Origin of the sequence: Stenotrophomonas sp. TWI273 (assembly GCF_039674765.1) — a bacterium.
GTDB lineage: Bacteria > Pseudomonadota > Gammaproteobacteria > Xanthomonadales > Xanthomonadaceae > Stenotrophomonas.
Map to the genome: position 1 here is coordinate 1 of NZ_JBDJOA010000032.1, position 17,561 is coordinate 17,561.

The following is a 17,561-nucleotide window of genomic DNA, read 5'->3' on the forward strand; positions in this document are numbered from 1 at the left end:
CCGAGGGGACCGGCGCCCCACCCACCCGTGGGGGGGTCCTCTTTGGCCCCCCCCCCGTCCGCCCCCTGCCGCGTACCGGCCGTGGGCCGGACCGCGACGATCAGTACTTCTGTTTCTGGCGCTTGGCCGGCTGGCCGCGCGGCGGCAGCTCGGGCAGCGAATCGTCCTTTTCTTCCACCAGGCGGAAGTCGATCTTGCGCTCTTCCATGCTGGCCTTGAGCACCAGGATCCGCACGCGGTCACCGAGGCGGTAGATCTTGCCGCGGCGTTCGCCGTTGAGCGTTTTGCGCACCGCGTCGAACTGGTAATAGTCGTGCGGCAGCTGGGTCACGTGGACCAGGCCGTTGACCTTGGATTCGTCCAGTTCCACGAACAGGCCGAAGCTCGTCACGCCACTGATCACGCCCTCGAACTGGCCGCCAACGTGCTTTTCCATCCACGCGGCGCGGTAACGCTCGTCGACTTCACGCTCGGCTTCATCGGCGCGGCGCGCCCGCTCGGAGCACTGCAGGGCCAGCGCGGCCATCTCACGCGGCGAATAGGTGAACTTCTCCGGCGCGGCTCCGCTGAGCGCGTGCTTGATCGCACGGTGCACCAGCAGATCGGGGTAACGACGGATCGGCGAGGTGAAGTGGGCGTACGCATCCAGCGCCAGGCCGAAGTGGCCCAGGTTGTCCGGCGAGTACACCGCCAGGCTCTGGCTGCGCAGCAGCACCGATTCCAGCAGCGCTGCGTCCGGGCGATCGCGCACTTTCTTCAGCAGCTTGGTGAAATCGGCCGGCTGCACCTTCGACCACGGCGGCAGGCTCAGCTTGAATTCCTTCAGGAACTCGAGCAGATCGGCGTACTTGGATTCCGGCGGACGCTCATGGTCACGGAACGGCGCCGGCACCTGCTTGGCCAGCAGGTAGCGCGCCGCCTGCACATTGGCCGCGATCATGCATTCTTCGATCAGCTTGTGCGCATCGTTGCGCACCATCATCCCGGCCTGGGTGACTTCGCCGGTGTTGTCCAGCACGAAGCGCACTTCGGAGGTTTCAAATTCGATCGCACCGCGGCGGGTACGCGCCTTGGCCAGCACGTGATACAGCTGGTACAGGCGATCCACCTGCGGCATCAGCGGACCGATCGCCTTGCGCGCGGCCGGGTCGTTCTCGCCCACCGCTTCCCAGACCTGGTTGTAGGTCAGGCGCGCATGCGAATTCATCACCGCTTCGTAGAAGCGCGAATGGATGACCTCGCCTTCGCGGTTCACCTGCATGTCGCAGACGAAGCACATGCGGTCAACCTTGGGCATCAGCGAGCAGATGCCGTTGGACAGCGTTTCCGGCAGCATCGGCACCACGAACCCGGGGAAGTAGACCGAGGTCGCGCGCTTCTGCGCTTCATTGTCCAGCGGCGTACCGGGACGCACGTAATTGGAGACGTCGGCGATCGCCACGACCAGGCGGAAGCCTTCGGCATTGGGTTCGCAGTAGACCGCGTCGTCGAAGTCCTTGGCATCCTCGCCATCGATGGTGACCAGCGGCGTGTTGCGCAGGTCCTCGCGGTGGCCGATCTGTTCCGGGGTGACCACCATCGGCACCGCGGTGGCTTCAGCCAGCACTTCGGCCGGGAACTCGAACGGCAGCTCATGGCCGTGGATGGCGGTTTCCACCACCAGCGAGGCCGTCAGCTTGTCGCCGAGCACGGCGATGATGCGGCCGATCGGCGGGCGGCGGGTGTCCGGCGCCTGGGTCAGCTCGCAGACCACCAGCTGGCCATCGCGGGCATCGCCGGTCTGGTCGGGCGGGATCTGTACGTTGCGCTGCACGCGCTTGTCGTCGGGCACCACGTAGTTGATGCCGAACTCGACGCTGAAGCGACCGATCAGGCGGCTCATGCCACGCTCAAGCACGCGCGAGATGCTCGCCTCGCGACGGCCACGACGATCGATGCCGGTCACGTTGACCAGCACGCGGTCACCATGCAGCACCTTGCGCATTTCGAACGGCGGCAGGAACAGATCGTCGCCACCTTCGACCGGGCGCAGGAAGCCGAACCCTTCCGGGTTGGCGATCACCACGCCGGTGATCAGGTTGACGGCCTGCAGCGGCGCGAAACCGCCACGGCGGTTCTGCACCAGCTGGCCGTCACGGCACATCGCGCCCAGGCGCTTGCCCAGCGCATCGGCACGGTCCGGCTCGGTCAGGCCGAGATGGATGGCGATCTCTTCGGCGGTCTGCGGGCCATCGCAGCGGTCGAGCAGCTGCAGGATCGCCTCACGGCTGGCGATCGGCTGCGCATAGCGCTCGGCCTCGCGGGCGGCGAAGGGGTCCACCTGGACCTCACCGTCGAGCGGGGTCGGATGCGGGCGGCGGCGGGTCGGGATCGGCCCGGCATGCGCAGGCTTGGGCCCGCGCTTGTTGCCACGCGGCGGCTCAGCGGTGTTCAGGGATTCGGGCATCCAGGGTGGCAGCTTGCCGGCTTTCTTGGCGGCAGCGCGGGGCTTGCCCGACGGACCGGCTGCCTTCTTGGGCGCCGGGGACTTGGGGGCTTTCGCGCCCTGGGTCGGTTTCTTTGGTTTCATTGACCTCAATAGTAACCGCTGTGCGTGTGCAGAACCGGTCAGCGGCGCTCCTGTGCAGGATTGTGAAGAAATTTCACAAAACCGTTGACAAGCCTCACGGACATGCCCAGAATTCGCCCCCTGAGTCGCCCAGGTGGCGGAATTGGTAGACGCACTAGCTTCAGGTGCTAGCGGGGGCAACTTCGTGGAGGTTCGAGTCCTCTCCTGGGCACCATGACTCAGAAAATGATCAAACCCGCGCAAGCGGGTTTTTTCGTTTCTGCGGTTCGTCAATGCGCGGCCCTGCCCGGCGTCAGTGCGTAACGCACGATGTGCGTGGCATCAACACGACGATGACGTGGCGACCGACGACTGACGACCGACGACCGACGAAACATTTCCCACGCGATCCTGTTGACAGCATCACCGTTCTCCCGCAGAATTCTCCTCCTGAGTCGCCCAGGTGGCGGAATTGGTAGACGCACTAGCTTCAGGTGCTAGCGGGGGCAACTTCGTGGAGGTTCGAGTCCTCTCCTGGGCACCATGACTCAGAAAATGATCAAACCCGCGCAAGCGGGTTTTTTCGTTTCTACCGTCCGGTAACAAAAAAAACCCCGCCTTTCAGCGGGGTTTTTCGTTTCAACGTATCACGTGCTCAGTGCCCACCGGCCGAGGCAGCACCCGCCCCTGCACCGAACGGCGGCTTGGCCAGCCACAGGAAGGCGATGATGGCCAGGAAGATCCAGCCCAGCAGGAAGAAGATGTCGTTGAAACCCATCTGCGAGGCCTGGTGGTTGATCATGTTGTTGAGCGCCGCCGCGCCATGCTGCAGGTCGCCCTGCCCCATCGCGGTCACCTGGTCCTGCATGCCGGGGGTGTAACCGGAGATGTGCTCGGTCAGATGCGCATGGTGCTCCTGGGTACGGCGTGCCCACAGCCATGTCGTCAGCGAGGCGGCGAAGCTGCCGCCCAGCGTGCGCAGGAAGGTGGCCAGGCCGGAACCGGCGGCGATCTCGCGACCGTCCAGATCCGACAGCAGGATCTGCAGCACCGGCATGAAGAACAACGCCACGCCGATACCCATGATCAGCTGGATGCCGGCCACGTGGCCGAAGTCCACCTGCAGGTTGAAGCCCGAGCGCAGGAAGCTGGTGAAGGACAGGAAGATGAAGGCGATCGTGGCCAGCATGCGCATGTCGAACCGCGAGGCGTACTTGCCCACGAACGGCGTCATGATCACCGGCAACACGCCGATCGGCGCGGTTGCCAGGCCGGCCCAGATCGCGGTGTAGCCCATGTCACGCTGCAGCCATTGCGGAATCAGCAGCGCCACGCTGAAGAAGGCCGCGTAGGCCACCACCATCGCCAGCGTCCCGGCGCGGAAGTTGCGGTGCCGGAACAGGCGCAGATCGACGATGGGATCCTTGTCGGTCAGTTCCCAGATCAGGAACACCGCCAGCGCCACCACCGACACACAGGCCAGCACGACGATCTTGGTCGAACTGAACCAGTCTTCGTCGTTGCCCAGATCGAGCACCAGCTGCAGCGCGCCCACGCCGATCACCAGGGTGATCAGGCCGACGTAATCCATCTTCGGCTTTTCGACGTGTTCGGGGCGCCCCTTGAGCTGGTTGCCCACCACCAGCGCCGCGAAGATGCCGAGTGGCACGTTGATCAGGAAGATCCATTCCCAACTGTAGTTGTCGGTGATCCAGCCACCGAGGATCGGGCCGGCGATCGGCGCGACCACGGTGATCATGGCCAGCAACGCCAGCGCCTGCCCGCGCTTCTCGCGCGGATAGAGCGAGACCAGCAGGCTCTGCGTGATGGGGTACATCGGGCCGGCGACGAAGCCCTGGATGGCACGTGAGACGACCAGCATGCCCATGCTCTGGGCCAGGCCGCACAGCAGCGAAGCCAGGGTAAAGGCCAGCGTGGCCCACACGAACAGCTTGGTCTCGCCGAAGCGCCGGCTGAGGTAGCCGGTCAGCGGCAGCGCGATGGCGGTGCTGACCGCGAACGAGGTGATGACCCAGGTGGCCTGCTGCGAACTGGCGCCGAGATTGCCGGCGATGGTCGGCAACGAGACGTTGGCGATGGTGGTGTCCAGGACCTGCATGAACGAGGCCATCGCCAGGCCTGCGGTGCACAGGGCGACGTTGGCCGGCCGGAAGGCCGTGCCGGGGGCCGCGGGGGCGCCCGGTGCGGCGGGAGCTTGTGCGGACATGGTGGCCTCAGCTCGCCTTGCCCTGCTGCGGCAGGTTGCGCTGGATGATCTGGTGGATCACATCGTCAGCGCTGTGCAGCTGCTTGGCGTAGACGTCGGTATCGAACACCTGGCCCTTGGCGATGTCGGTCGGCAGCACGGTGCCCTTCTGGTCACGCAGGCTCACTTCGGCCTTGATCGACAGACCGATGCGCAGCGGATGCTCGGCCAGCTGCTTGGCATCGATGGCGATGCGCACCGGCACGCGCTGCACGATCTTGATCCAGTTGCCGCTGGCGTTCTGCGCCGGCAGCAGCGAGAACGCCGAACCGGTGCCCAGGCCGAGGCTGTCGATGCGGCCCTTGTAGGTCACATCGCCGCCGTACAGGTCCGAACGCAGCTCCACTTCCTGGCCCAGGCGCATGTGGCGCAGCTGGGTTTCCTTGAAGTTGGCTTCCACCCACATCTGCTCGGTCGGCACCACGGCCATCAGGGCATTGCCCGGCTGCACGCGCTGGCCGACCTGCACCGAACGACGCGCCACGTAACCGGTGACCGGCGCGACGATGCCGGCGCGGGCATTGTTGAGGTAGGCCTGGCGCAGCTGCGCGGCAGCAGCCTGCACGTCGGGCTGGGTGGCGATCACGGTGTCATCGACCAGCGCGTTGCTCTGCTCGAAGGTCTCGCGCGAACCGGCCACGGCGGCTTCGGCAGCCGCCAGCTCGGTGCGGGCGTGCGCCAGTTCTTCATTGGAGATCGCGCCGCTGCTGGCCAGGTCCTTACGACGGTTGAAGTCCTCGCGCACGCGCTTGAGGGTGACCTGGCGCGCGTTCAATTCAGCCTGGGCCCCTTCCACGCTGCGGTACAGACCGCGCACCTGGCGAACCGTCTTGGCGAGGTTGGCTTCGGCCTGCTGCAGGGCCACTTCGGTGTCGGCCGGGTCCAGCTGGACCAGCAGCTGGCCGCGCTCGACGCGCATGCCGTCATCGGCGTTGATCCCGACCACGGTGCCGCTGATCAGCGGGGTGATCTGGACCTGGTTGCCCTGCACATAGGCATCGTCGGTTTCTTCGAACCAGCGGCCGAACATGAAGTACCACAGGGCCAGCGCGGCCAGCAGCAGCACCACGATGACCAGCAGGCCACGCAGCAGCTTGCCACGACGGGAGGGAGCTGCCTTCTCGGCAGCGGGAGCGGAGGTCTGACTCATGGGGATGACTCTCAGGAATGCGAGGATTCGGGGGTGGCGGCGACCGTGGCGGCATCGCTGGTCGGGGTGAAGCCACCGCCCAACGCCTGGCTCAGGCGGACCGAAACAAGGATCTGACGCGACTGCAGTTCGGCCAGCCGCTGCTGGGAGACCAGCAACTGCTCTTCGACGCTGAGCACATCCAGGTAGCTGCCGATGCCGGCGCGGTAGCGCTGTTCGGCCAGATCATGGGCGGCACGTGCGGTGCTGACGGCCTGGGCCTGGGCACTGGCCTGATCGGCCAGTGAGCGCACCGCATTGACCTGGTCGGCAACATCGCGCAGCGCGTTGAGCACGGACTGGTTGTAGTCAGCCACGGCCAGGTCGTATTGCGCGTCGGTCTTGCCCAGGTTGGCGCGCAGGCGGCCACGGTCGAAGATCGGCAGGCTCAGTGCCGGGCCGAGGAAGGCGAACGTCGAGCCACTCTTGAGCAGCTGGTCCACTTCACTGGAAACCACGCCACCCAGGGCGGTCAGGTTGAGGCTGGGATAGAACGCGGCCTTGGCCGCGTGGATCTCGCGGTTGGCTGCTTCCACGCGCCAGCGCGCGGCGACGATGTCCGGGCGACGGCCGAGCAGTTCGCTCGGCAGCACGCCGGGCAGCTGCAGGGCCAGCGGGTTCAACACCTGCGGGCGCACGATCTGCAGGCCCCGGTCGGGGCCCTGCCCGACCAGCGCGGCGAGCGCGGTGCGGGCTTCGTCGATCTGCTGCTGCGCGGCCTGCTGTTGCTGCTGCGCGGCCGGAATACGGGCTTCGGCCTGGCGGGTCTGCAGGTCACTGTCGATGCCAGCGGCGCGCCGCTGACGGGTCAGGTCCAGGGTCTTCTGCGAGCGCGCCAGTTCTTCGCTGGCCACGTCATGCAGCGTCCATGCGTAACCGAGCTGTGCATACGCCTCGGCGATGGCGGCCGAGAGATTCAGGCGTGCGGCCTGGGCGTCCACTTCGGCGGCATGACCGCTGTCCACGGCCGCTTCCCAGGCGGCGCGCTTGCCACCCCACAGGTCGATGCCGTAGCTGAAGCTCAGGTAGGCCTGGCCGCTGCCGGCATAGCTGCCACCGAGCTCGTCGCCGACCATCGATTCGGGCAGGCGTACGCCGGTGTAGCCACCGGAGGCGGAGACGCTGGGCAGGCGGTCGGCGCGGGCGGTGCCGATCTGGGCACGCGCCTGGCGCAGGCGTGCATCGGCCGCGTCCAGCCCCGGATTGCGCTGCAGGCCTTCGGCGATCAACGCGTCCAGCTGCGGATCGCCCAGCGCGCGCCACCAGTCCGTGGCTGGCCAGCCGGGCTGGCTCAGGCCGTTGCCGGCCAGGGTGCGCTGGGCCTGCAGGCTGTCGGCATCCAGCAGACGGCCCTGCGGCTCCAGGCCGCGGCTGCTGGCACACGCGGCCAGGGCAAGCGCCAGCGCGGAGACCAGCACCGGCCGCAGTGGGCGCAGTGAATAAGAACGTTCAAACATGGAAGTCATGGCGTTACCAGTGAGTCGCGTACACGGGTCATGAGGGAAAGCAGCTGCGCGCGTTCGTCCGGAGACAGATCACGCATGGCGTCGTCGATGGTCTGGTCGCCCCGCTGTTTGAGGCGGGCCCACAACTGGCGGCCCGGCTCGGTCAGCACGATCTGCAGCGCCCGCCGGTCCTGGGCATGCGGCTCGCGCCGCACGCAGTCCAAGGCTTCCAGCTTGTCCAGCAGGCGGGTGACCGCGCTGGGCACCTGGTCCAGGGCCTGGGCCAACTCGTTGGCGGTGCACGGGGCACGCGCCGCGAGTACCTTCAGACCGAGATAGTGGGTGAAGCCAATACCGAGGTTTTCCTCGGCCATCGACGTGTCTAGCTGACGGACCAGGCCATCGCGCACTTGGCGCAGCAGGAGTCCGAAGCTGGGGGGATGGGCATCAGGGCAGATCATGGGTGAGCATTCTCTTCCAAAAAATATATTTCTCAATAGAAATATTCAATGTGGAACCAAATGCTGTGTTGCAGCAATCAGGACAATAGGGAGGTCGCTACCTTAATGGCGCCCGCCACTGGCCGGGTATTACAATTTGGACAATGGATAACACTTTCAGGCCAGCGCTGGAGACCGACGCCACCCAGATGATCCGCAACCAGGTCCTGGACTGGTTCGAACGGGACGACGGGCTGGGCGTGCTCGGCTTCCGTATCGAGAGCCCCAAGGGGCTGGAACGCGAGATCGACTGGCACCAGCACCGGCGCGCCCAGCTGATCTGCGTGGAGGCCGGGCTGCTCACCACCCGCACCCGCCACGGCACCTGGTCGCTGCCACCGGGCTGTGCCGGCTGGATGCCGCCGGGCGAGCCGCATACGGTGGATATCTGCGGGCCGCTGCGTGGCTGGGGCGTGATCGTGAGCGCACCGATGGCCTGTGACCTGCCCGACGAACCCTGCGTGCTGGCCATTTCCGATCTCCTGCAGGCGCTTTCGCTGCGCGTCACCGCATGGGTGCCCGCGGCCGAGCCGAGCCTGCGCCAGCAGCACATGATCGAGGTCCTGTTGGACGAGATCCGCAATGCGCCGCGCCAGCGCATGCACCTGCCGATGCCGCAGGACCGGCGCCTGCTGCGGATCGCCTCGCAGCTGATCGCCGACCCGGCCGACGGCCGCAGCCTGGAGCAATGGGCCCGGTGGGCCGGGCTGTCGCCGCGTACACTGACCCGGCACTTCCGCGATGAAACCACGCTCAGCTTTGCGCAATGGCGCCAGCAGGCCCGGCTGGCCGAGGGGCTGCGCCGGCTGTCCGATGGCCAGAGCGTGTCCGATATCGCGCACGAACTGGGGTTCAGCAGCCCCAGCGCCTTCGTCACCGTGTTCCGCCGCCACTTCGGCAGCCCGCCCGGGCGCTATCTGGCGCGCAGCGGACACCCCCTGAACCCATCACGCGGCTTGGCATCCCCGGCCGCATCCGGATAATCATCCGCCTGCGAGGGCGACAGCCGTCGCCGTCCCTTGCCACAGGTAACAATCCCGCATGACCGATCTTGCCCGCCCCGCGTTCCACGGCTTTGAACAGCTGCCCCTGCGCGAGTACGCCGAACGGGCGTACCTGGACTATTCGATGTACGTGGTGCTCGACCGCGCACTGCCGTTCCTCGGCGACGGCCTCAAGCCGGTGCAGCGCCGCATCATCTATGCGATGAGCGAGCTGGGTCTGAACGCGTCCTCCAAGCCGAAGAAGTCCGCGCGTACCGTCGGTGACGTGATCGGCAAGTACCACCCGCATGGCGACAGCGCCTGCTACGAAGCGCTGGTGCTGATGGCCCAGCCGTTCTCGTACCGCTACCCGCTGATCGAAGGCCAGGGCAACTTCGGCTCGACCGATGATCCCAAGTCGTTCGCGGCGATGCGCTACACCGAGTCCAAACTGACCCCGATCGCCGAAGTGCTGCTGGGCGAGATCAACCAGGGCACCACCGACTGGACCCCGAACTTCGACGGCACGCTGGAAGAGCCGACCTGGATGCCGGCGCGCCTGCCGCACCTGCTGCTCAATGGCACCACCGGCATCGCCGTGGGCATGGCCACCGACGTGCCGCCGCACAACCTCAACGAGATCGTCAGCGCGCTGCTGCACCTGCTCGATGACCCGGATGCGACGGTCACCGACCTGTGCGAGCACGTGAAGGGGCCGGACTATCCGAGCTTCGCCGAGATCATCACCCCGATCGCCGATCTGCGCACCATGTATGAGACCGGCTACGGCAGCGTGCGGGCGCGTTCCACCTTCCTGAAGGAGAACGGCAACATCGTGGTCAACGCGCTGCCGTTCCAGGTGTCGCCGTCGAAGGTGATCGAGCAGATCGCCGCGCAGATGCGCGCCAAGAAGCTGCCGTGGCTGGAGGACATCCGCGATGAGTCCGACCACGCCAACCCGGTGCGCGTGGTGCTGGTACCGCGCTCCAACCGCGTGGACGCCGAGCAGCTGATGGGCCACCTGTTCGCCACCACCGATCTGGAGCGCAGCTACCGGGTCAATCTCAATGTGATCGGCCTGGACGGCCGCCCGCAGGTCAAGAACCTCAAGACCCTGCTCAGCGAGTGGCTGCAGTTCCGCGGCACCACCGTGACCCGCCGCCTCAACCATCGCCTGCAGAAGGTCGAGCGCCGCCTGCATATGTTGGATGGCTTGCTGATCGCCTTCCTCAACCTGGATGAAGTGATCCACATCATCCGCACCGAGGACGAAGCCAAGCCGGCGCTGATCGCGCGCTTCGCGCTGAGCGAGGAACAGGCCGAGTACATCCTGGAAACCAAGCTGAAGCAGCTGGCCCGCCTGGAAGAGATGAAGATCCGCGGCGAGCAGGACGAGCTGGCCAAGGAGCGCGACAAGATCGTCGGCATCCTGGAGAGCAAGGCCAAGCTGAAGAAGCTGATCCGCGATGAGCTGGTGGCCGATGCCAAGAAGTTCGGCGATGACCGTCGTTCGCCGCTGGTGCAGCGTGGCGCGGCGCAGGCCATCGATGAAACCGAGCTGGTGCCGAGCGAGCCGATGACGGTGGTGCTCTCGGAGAAGGGCTGGATCCGTGCGGCCAAGGGCCACGACATGGACCCGTCCACCCTGTCCTACCGTGATGGCGATGCGCTGCTCGGTTCGGTGCGCGCACGCAGCACGCAGCAGGTGGCGTTCCTGGACAGCGAGGGCCGGGCCTATTCGACCCTGATCCACACCCTGCCCTCGGCCCGCGGCAACGGCGAACCGCTGACCGGTCGCTTCTCGCCGGCGCCGGGCAGCGCCTTCATGACCCTGGCCAGTGGCGAGAACAACACGCGCTTCGTGCTGGCCTCCACGCACGGCTATGGCTTCGTGACCCGCTTCGAGAACCTCACCGGCCGCAACAAGGCCGGCAAGGCGATGCTCAACCTGACCTCCGGCTCCAAGGTGCTGACCCCGGCCGTGGTGGCCAATCCGGAGACGGATCGCATCGTGGCCGTGACCAGCTCGGGCAACCTGCTGGCGATCGCGGCCAGCGACCTGCCGGAACTGGACAAGGGCAAGGGCAACAAGATCATCGACATCCCCAAGGCCAAGCTCGCGACCGAGCGCGTGGTCGCGGTGGTATCGGTGGCGCCGGGCAACACGCTGCTGGTGCGCAGCGGCCAGCGCACCATGAACCTGTCGTTCAAGGATCTGGACACCTACCTGGGCACCCGCGCGACCCGTGGCCACCTGCTGCCGCGTGGTTGGCAGAAGGTGGAAGGGCTGGCGGTGGAGTAAGCGTCGCGGTGCTGACGTGAATCGGAACGGCCGGGGAAACCCGGCCGTTTTTTTGTTGCACCCACAGAAAAGGCCGGGTTTCCCCGGCCTTTCTGATCGTCTCAACGTCGGCTGGCTGGCAGGAGCTGGCAGGCGGACGAGGGTTCAGCCGCTGGCTGGCGAAGGCTGGCTGGCGTGCGGAACCCGATGCCGTGGCACCGGTAGTGCCGGCCGCTGGCCGGCTCCCCGGAAGACCCGAACGCACCCACTCAATGCGCAGCGGTACCCTTCGCATCCATCTTGCTGGTCTGGTACAGCGCCAGGCCGATGCGCTTGATCAGGCCCAACTGCTGCTCCAGCCACCAGGCGTGGTCTTCTTCGGTGTCCTTCAACTGCACCAGCAGCATGTCGCGGCTGACATAGTCCTGGTGCTGTTCACACAGCTTCATGCCGGCGGCCAGGTTGTCGCGGACGCTGTACTCGGTCTCCAGGTCTTTCTGCAGCATCGCTTCCACGGTCACGCCGGGCTCGAACACATGCGGGCGCATGTCCGGGTCGCCGCCGAGGAAGAGGATGCGGCGCAGCAGCGCGTCGGCGTGCTGGGTCTCTTCTTCCATCTCGTGGTTGAGGCGCTCATAGAGCGCGAACAGGCCCTGGTCTTCGTAGCGGCGCGAATGGATGAAGTACTGGTCGCGCGCGGCCAACTCGCCGCGCAGCAGTTCCTTCAAGCAGGCGATGACGTCCGGGTTGCCTTTCATGGGGGTGCTCCTGATGAATCAATGCGCGCATGGTGCCCTATCTGGAATTCCGGTGATCTAATCGGAATCAGTTGCAGTTGCGCTTCCACCGCTCCATCGCATTCAGCAGCGGCCCGGTCATGGCCGTGGTCACCAGGGCCATGATCACCAGCACGGCAAACAAGCGGTCGCCGAGGAAGCCCAGCTCGTAGCCCAGGTTGAGCACGATCAGCTCCATCAGGCCGCGGGTATTCATCAGGGCCCCGAGCTTCCACGCCTCATGGCTGCCCATGCCGGCACTGCGCGCTGCGCTCCAGGTGCCGATCAGCTTGCCCAGCGTGGCCACCACGATCACGATCAGGCACAGCACCAGGTCGCTGGCCTGCAGGGCATCGGCGCGCATGCGCAGCCCGGTCATGGCGAAGAACAGCGGCAGCAGCAAGGTCACCGCGAACGGCTCGACGCGCTCGGCCACGGTATGCCGCAGGGTGGCGTTGCCGGACACCGCCACGCCGGCCGCGAAGGCGCCGAACAGCGCGTGGATGCCCAGCATCTCGGTGACCAGCGCGCAGCCCAGCGCCATCAACAGCATGATCAGCAGCCAGCGCCCTTCCTGGCCCGGCGCGATCACCCGGCGCGAGAACCACGGGCGCACCACGCACAGCATCAGCGCCACGAAGGCGACCACGCAGACCAGGTTGATCGTCGCGGGCACCCAGCCCTGCGATTGCGCAGCGGCCACGATCAGCGCCAGCAGGCACCATGCGGTGGCATCACCGAGCGCGGCGCAGGCGATGGCGGTCTGGCCCAGCGGCGTGCCGGTCATGCCCCGGTCGGCCAGGATGCGCAGCAGCACCGGGAACGCCGTGATGCTCAATGAAATACCCACGAACAACGCAAAGCCGGTGAAGCCCACGCCCGGCGGCGCGTGTGCACCGTACAGCCAGATCGCCAGCCCCACGCCCAGCACGAAGGGCACCGCGATGCCGGCATGGCTGACCACGAAGGCAAAACGACGTCGCCCCCGCAGCCCGCCCAGATCCAGCTCCGCCCCGGCCACCAGCAGGAACATCAGCACGCCGAGCTGGCTGAGCAGGCCGAGCGAACCCAGCGATGCCGGCGGGAACAGCACGCCGTGGACCTGCGGCAACATGGCCCCCAGCACCAGCGGCCCCATCATCAGGCCGGCCGCCATCTCACCGATCACCCCCGGCTGGCCAAGGCGACGGAACAGCCAGCCCGCGCCCTTGGCGACCATCAGCAATACCAGCAACTGCAGCAGGAACAGACCGAGCGGCGCATGCAGATGCGCGGCCCAGTCGCCCCCCAGCGAGGACTCTGCACGGGCCACCTGCGCGGTCACGGCGGGGCCGGCAAACCGCGCCAGGCCCAGGCCGATCACCAGCGGCAACGCCACCCAGCCCAGGTAGCGCCAGGCCAGGCCGCTGCGACGCATGCCGGTGGTGTCAGAGTCCATGACCGATCCCCATCGATTGAAGGGGCGATTCTACGGGCTGCACGCGCTACCACACCACCGCGGACGACGCGGCGGTGTGGTCATCGCTCAGGCCAGCGCCTGCTCGTGCACGCCGGCGATGGCGCGCCCGGAGGGATCGGCCATCGCGGCAAAGCTGGCGTCCCACGCGATCGCCGCCGGCGAAGAGCATGCGATGGATTTGCCACCCGGTACGGTCTCCGCCGCCGCCTGGGTCGGGAAGTACTGCTCGAAGACGTGGCGGTAGAAGTAGGCTTCCTTGGTCTGCGGCGGGTTGTGCACGAAGCGCTTGTCCGCCGCGGCCATCACACGGTCACTGACCTGGGCCTCGGCATGGGCCTTGAGCCCGTCGATCCAGCCATAGCCGACGCCATCGCTGAACTGCTCCTTCTGGCGCCACAGGATCGAGTCCGGCAGGTAGCCTTCGAAGGCTTCGCGCAGCACCGCCTTCTCGATACGTCGCGTACCGGCGGGGCCCTGCCCGACCATCTTGTGCTTGGCATCGATGCGCATGGCCACATCGAGGAACTCGCGATCCAGGAACGGCACGCGCGGCTCCACGCCCCAGGCCATCATCGACTTGTTGGCGCGCAGGCAATCGTAGTTGTTGAGTGCATCGAGCTTGCGCACCAGCTCCTCATGGAACTCACGCGCGTTCGGCGCCTTGTGGAAGTACAGGTAGCCACCGAAGATCTCGTCGCTGCCCTCACCGGACAGCACCATTTTCACGCCCATCGCCTTGATCCGGCGCGCCAGCAGGAACATCGGCGTAGAGGCGCGGATGGTGGTGACATCGTAGGTTTCCACGTGGCGGATCACTTCCGGCAGCGCATCCAGCCCCTCTTCGAAGGTGTACTCGAAACCGTGGTGCACGGTGCCCAGGGCTTCGGCCGCGATGGCGGCGGCCGCCAGATCGGGCGAGCCCTTCAGGCCGATCGCGAAGGAGTGCAGGCGCGGCCACCAGGCTTCACTCTGATCGCCATCTTCGACACGGTGGCGGGCATAGCGCGCGGCGACGGCCGCAACCAGCGACGAATCCAGACCGCCGGAGAGCAGTACACCGTAGGGCACGTCGGTCATCAGCTGGCGGTGCACCGCACGCTCGAACGCCTCACGCAGTTCGACGCGGTCCGCCTCCACGCCTTCGACCGCGTCGTAGTCGCGCCACGGGCGCTCGTAGTAACGGGTGAGCGTGTCGGTGGCGCTGTCGTACCAGTGCCCCGGCGGGAACTGCGCGGCGTCGGCGCAGATGTCCACCAGCGACTTCAGTTCGGAGGCCACCACCAGGCGGCCGTCCTTGTCGTGGCCCCAGTACAGCGGCACCACGCCGATCGGATCCCGGGCGATCAGCACGCGCTGCTCGGCGCGGTCCCACAGCGCGAAGGCGAAGATGCCGTTGAGGCGGTTCAGGAACGAGGCCGGGCTGTCTTCGCGGTACAGCGCGTTGATCACCTCGCAGTCCGAGCCGGTCTGGAAGGCGTACGGCTGGGCCAGCTCGGCCTTCAGTTCGCGGTGGTTGTATATCTCCCCGTTGACCGCCAGTGCCAGCCCGCCGTCTTCGGAGAGCAACGGCTGCGAGCCACCGGCGGGGTCGACGATGGCCAGGCGCTCGTGGACCAGGATGGCGCCGTCATCGACGTACACCCCGCTCCAGTCCGGGCCGCGATGGCGCTGGCGCTGCGACAGGTCCAGCGCATGGCGACGCAATGCGACGAGGTCATCGCCTGCCTGGAGGCCGAAAATACCGAAAATCGAACACATGGGAACAGCTCCTGATGATGGGGGAATACACGTATTGCAGGCATTCGACCGGCCACCCAGGCCCGGAAGGGGTAAACCCGGGCCACAAAAAAACCCGCATCGGTCGATGCGGGTTTTCTGGGGTCCGGGCGTGTTGCTTGTACTAGCCCTGGTCGCAGTCCCGCATCGGCCGCGCACGATTATTCGCGCGCAGATTAGTGCGGTTGGTATTGCTGACAGCGGTGGCCGGGAACGAGGACATGGACCGACCGTAACCGGGTTTGGGCGGCGGTGCAACTGTTGCGATGGCAACCAAACCGACCGCCGCGGACAACCCCGCGCTCCGGGGCCGGGCGATAATCACGGTCCTTCTGCACCCCCCTGGCTGGCATGACCGCTCGCATTGGACGCATCGCTACACGCCTGGGCGGCATCGCCCTGGCCCTTTCTCTCATCGCCTGCAGCAGCGCCCCGTCACGTACGCCTGCGAGCATCGTGCAGTCGATCGAGACCAAGGCGGCCGATGGCAGCTTCGACAGTGCCTGGGAGGCCGCCAGGACCTACGAGACTTTCAACGACCCGCGCGCCGTGACCTGGTACGAACGTGCCGCCGCCGTCACCCCGTGGAGCTTCCACAACCCCCAGGCCGAAGAGGCCCTGGGCCGGATCTGGACCCACGGTGAGCTGCTGCATGGCACCGGCCCGAACATCCTGCAGGGCACTGCACTGCGCGCCTCACCGCGCAAGGCAGAGCGCTGGTATCGCGCCGCTGCCGAGCATGGCAACCCGATGGCGATGCTGATGCTGGCCAGGTTCCATCGCGAACGCGGTGAGGCGGCCAGCGCGCTGCGTTGGGACCTGCGCGCGACCATCTACCACCACATGCCGTCCGAATCCTCGCGGCTGCCGCAGGCGATCGCCGCGCAGCCGGAGGGCACCCTGCATCCGCTGGTCGTCGACATCCAGCGGCGTGCGCAGCGCGGTGATGCCGACGCCCAGGTGGATCTGGGCGCGATGTACGAACTCGGGATGGGCCTGCCGCGCGATGGTATCGAGGCGCTGCGCTGGTATCGGCTGGCGGCCGACCAGGGCAATGTGTACGGGCAGTATTTCAGCGGCCTGCTGCTGGGCCGCGGCCGCGCCGGCGTGACACGTGATCTGGACGCGGCCGCAGGTTGGTTCGCCAAGGCCTATGCGCAGAAGTTCTACCTGGCCGGGGAGACGTACTGGCGCGAGCGGATCAAAGCGCCGTTCTGGACCTTCGGCTGACGCCGGATACCCGAAATTTCCGCCCCACCCGGTAGAGCCGACCGTTGGTCGGCTGCACATGTCGCCCCACCCGGTAGAGCCGACCGTTGGTCGGCTGCACGTGTCGCCCCACGGGTCGACATCAACGGCAGCCGACCAACGGTCGGCTCTACGTCGGTTCGAACAGGGGCATGTGCGCCGGTGACGCTGTACACACTCCGCCGCTGCCTTCAAGACTGCCGCCTGCGCCGCCCATCACCCAGAATGGACGCATGAACACTGTCACCTTCCGCGATGAAACCCTCACCCGCGAGCGCATGCAGGCCATCATCGCCGCGCATCCGCGGGCAGCCGTGTTCGAGAACTGCACGTTCGATCATGGCGACTTCTCGCGGCTGGACATGGATGGGTACCAGTTCCATCAGTGCTCGGTCACCGGCGCGAGCTGGCTGGCGGCCTCACTGGAAGAAAGCCAGTGGACGAAGTGCCGCGGCAGCCAATGCGATTTCAGCTCGACTCTGCTCAGCGATGCGCGTTTCTCGCACTGCGATCTGAACAACAGTCACTGGCGCCGGGCAACGCTGTCCTCGGTGCAGTTCCAGGACTGCAAGCTGACGGGCGCGCACCTGCAGGAAGTGACCGGCTGGGCGCTGGAATTCCGCGATTGCCTGCTGGTCAGCGCGGACCTGCGCGGGATGTCCTTCCGCAAGGCGCAGCTGGAGGGCATGGATTTCTCCGAGGCCGAGCTGTCCGGCTGCGATTTCCGCGATGCGGTGTTCAACGGCGGCAGCCTGCGCAATGCACAGACGCGGTTGACGCGCTTTGAAGGCGCCGACCTGCGCGGCACCGACATCAGCGGGCTCAACGTGATGGACGCCAAGCTGTTCAAGAAAGCGGTGATTTCACAGCGGCAGGCGGCGGCCGCGTTGGCGTCATTCGGGTTGATCGTGGCGTAAGGGCGAACCGACCAACGGTCGGTTCCTACCCGACCCGGTCGTTCCTGCCTGGCGTGGTCGGTTCCTGCCTGACCCGGTCGTTCGTCAGTGACGCGGTAGGCGCCGACCGTTGGTCGGCGCAGCACGTAAACCCGGTAGTGCCGGCCGCTGGCCGGCTCTCCTTCTCGTCTGAC

General features: G+C 66.7%; 12 protein-coding genes and 2 tRNA genes. 6 read left to right on the forward strand and 8 right to left on the reverse strand.

The annotated features are described in order from the left end of the window. Nucleotides 1–100 precede the first annotated feature (100 nt). Nucleotides 101–2,446: a ribonuclease R gene (rnr, locus tag ABE571_RS18385; protein WP_260232222.1), complete on the reverse strand. Its 2,346-nt coding sequence runs from the start codon at nucleotides 2,444–2,446 to the stop codon at nucleotides 101–103. A 250-nt stretch (nucleotides 2,447–2,696) separates the two neighbouring features. Between rnr and ABE571_RS18390 the strand changes: the two genes are divergently transcribed. Both ABE571_RS18390 and ABE571_RS18395 read left to right on the forward strand, forming a co-directional pair. Then, nucleotides 2,697–2,783: transfer RNA gene (locus ABE571_RS18390), tRNA-Leu, on the forward strand. A gap of 222 nt (nucleotides 2,784–3,005) precedes the next feature. Next, nucleotides 3,006–3,092 (forward strand) — tRNA-Leu (locus tag ABE571_RS18395). 111 nt (nucleotides 3,093–3,203) lie between these two features. Here ABE571_RS18395 and ABE571_RS18400 read toward each other — a convergent pair. The 4 genes from ABE571_RS18400 to ABE571_RS18415 are packed head-to-tail and all read right to left on the reverse strand — an operon-like array spanning nucleotide 3,204 to nucleotide 7,909. Next, nucleotides 3,204–4,775 (reverse strand): DHA2 family efflux MFS transporter permease subunit, encoded by a 1,572-nt coding sequence (locus ABE571_RS18400; RefSeq protein ID WP_176989939.1) that lies wholly within the window; start codon nucleotides 4,773–4,775, stop codon nucleotides 3,204–3,206. A 7-nt stretch (nucleotides 4,776–4,782) separates the two neighbouring features. Further along, the gene (gene emrA / locus ABE571_RS18405; protein WP_123728786.1) at nucleotides 4,783–5,964 is read right to left on the reverse strand and encodes a multidrug efflux MFS transporter periplasmic adaptor subunit EmrA; all 1,182 of its coding nucleotides are present in this window, start codon (nucleotides 5,962–5,964) and stop codon (nucleotides 4,783–4,785) included. 11 nt (nucleotides 5,965–5,975) lie between these two features. Then, on the reverse strand, nucleotides 5,976–7,460 hold the full coding sequence (locus ABE571_RS18410; RefSeq protein ID WP_346494354.1) for an efflux transporter outer membrane subunit: 1,485 nt from the start codon (nucleotides 7,458–7,460) through the stop codon (nucleotides 5,976–5,978). A gap of 5 nt (nucleotides 7,461–7,465) precedes the next feature. Further along, a complete protein-coding gene (locus ABE571_RS18415; protein WP_088433075.1) occupies nucleotides 7,466–7,909 on the reverse strand; it encodes a MarR family transcriptional regulator in 444 nt (147 codons plus the stop codon). A 143-nt stretch (nucleotides 7,910–8,052) separates the two neighbouring features. On the opposite strand from ABE571_RS18415, the gene ABE571_RS18420 reads away from it, so the two are divergent. Both ABE571_RS18420 and parC read left to right on the forward strand, forming a co-directional pair. Then, entirely contained in the window at nucleotides 8,053–8,931 is an 879-nt protein-coding gene (locus tag ABE571_RS18420; protein WP_346464646.1) for a helix-turn-helix transcriptional regulator, read from the forward strand. A gap of 58 nt (nucleotides 8,932–8,989) precedes the next feature. After that, nucleotides 8,990–11,233, forward strand: coding sequence for a DNA topoisomerase IV subunit A (gene parC, locus ABE571_RS18425; protein WP_346494356.1), 2,244 nt, complete (start codon nucleotides 8,990–8,992; stop codon nucleotides 11,231–11,233). 248 nt (nucleotides 11,234–11,481) lie between these two features. On the opposite strand, the gene ABE571_RS18430 is transcribed toward parC, so the two are convergent. The 3 genes from ABE571_RS18430 to asnB form a co-directional block, all read right to left on the reverse strand. Continuing rightward, a complete protein-coding gene (locus tag ABE571_RS18430; RefSeq protein ID WP_313211674.1) occupies nucleotides 11,482–11,970 on the reverse strand; it encodes a bacterioferritin in 489 nt (162 codons plus the stop codon). A 67-nt stretch (nucleotides 11,971–12,037) separates the two neighbouring features. After that, a complete protein-coding gene (locus ABE571_RS18435) occupies nucleotides 12,038–13,426 on the reverse strand; it encodes a cation:proton antiporter (protein ID WP_346494358.1) in 1,389 nt (462 codons plus the stop codon). An 87-nt stretch (nucleotides 13,427–13,513) separates the two neighbouring features. After that, nucleotides 13,514–15,205, reverse strand: a complete 1,692-nt coding sequence (gene asnB / locus ABE571_RS18440; protein WP_313217736.1) for an asparagine synthase B — start codon at nucleotides 15,203–15,205, stop codon at nucleotides 13,514–13,516. A 369-nt stretch (nucleotides 15,206–15,574) separates the two neighbouring features. Between asnB and ABE571_RS18445 the strand changes: the two genes are divergently transcribed. Continuing rightward, nucleotides 15,575–16,453: a tetratricopeptide repeat protein gene (locus ABE571_RS18445; RefSeq protein WP_313217735.1), complete on the forward strand. Its 879-nt coding sequence runs from the start codon at nucleotides 15,575–15,577 to the stop codon at nucleotides 16,451–16,453. 251 nt (nucleotides 16,454–16,704) lie between these two features. Then, nucleotides 16,705–17,388, forward strand: a complete 684-nt coding sequence (locus tag ABE571_RS18450; RefSeq protein ID WP_346494360.1) for a pentapeptide repeat-containing protein — start codon at nucleotides 16,705–16,707, stop codon at nucleotides 17,386–17,388. Nucleotides 17,389–17,561: the final 173 nt, after the last annotated feature.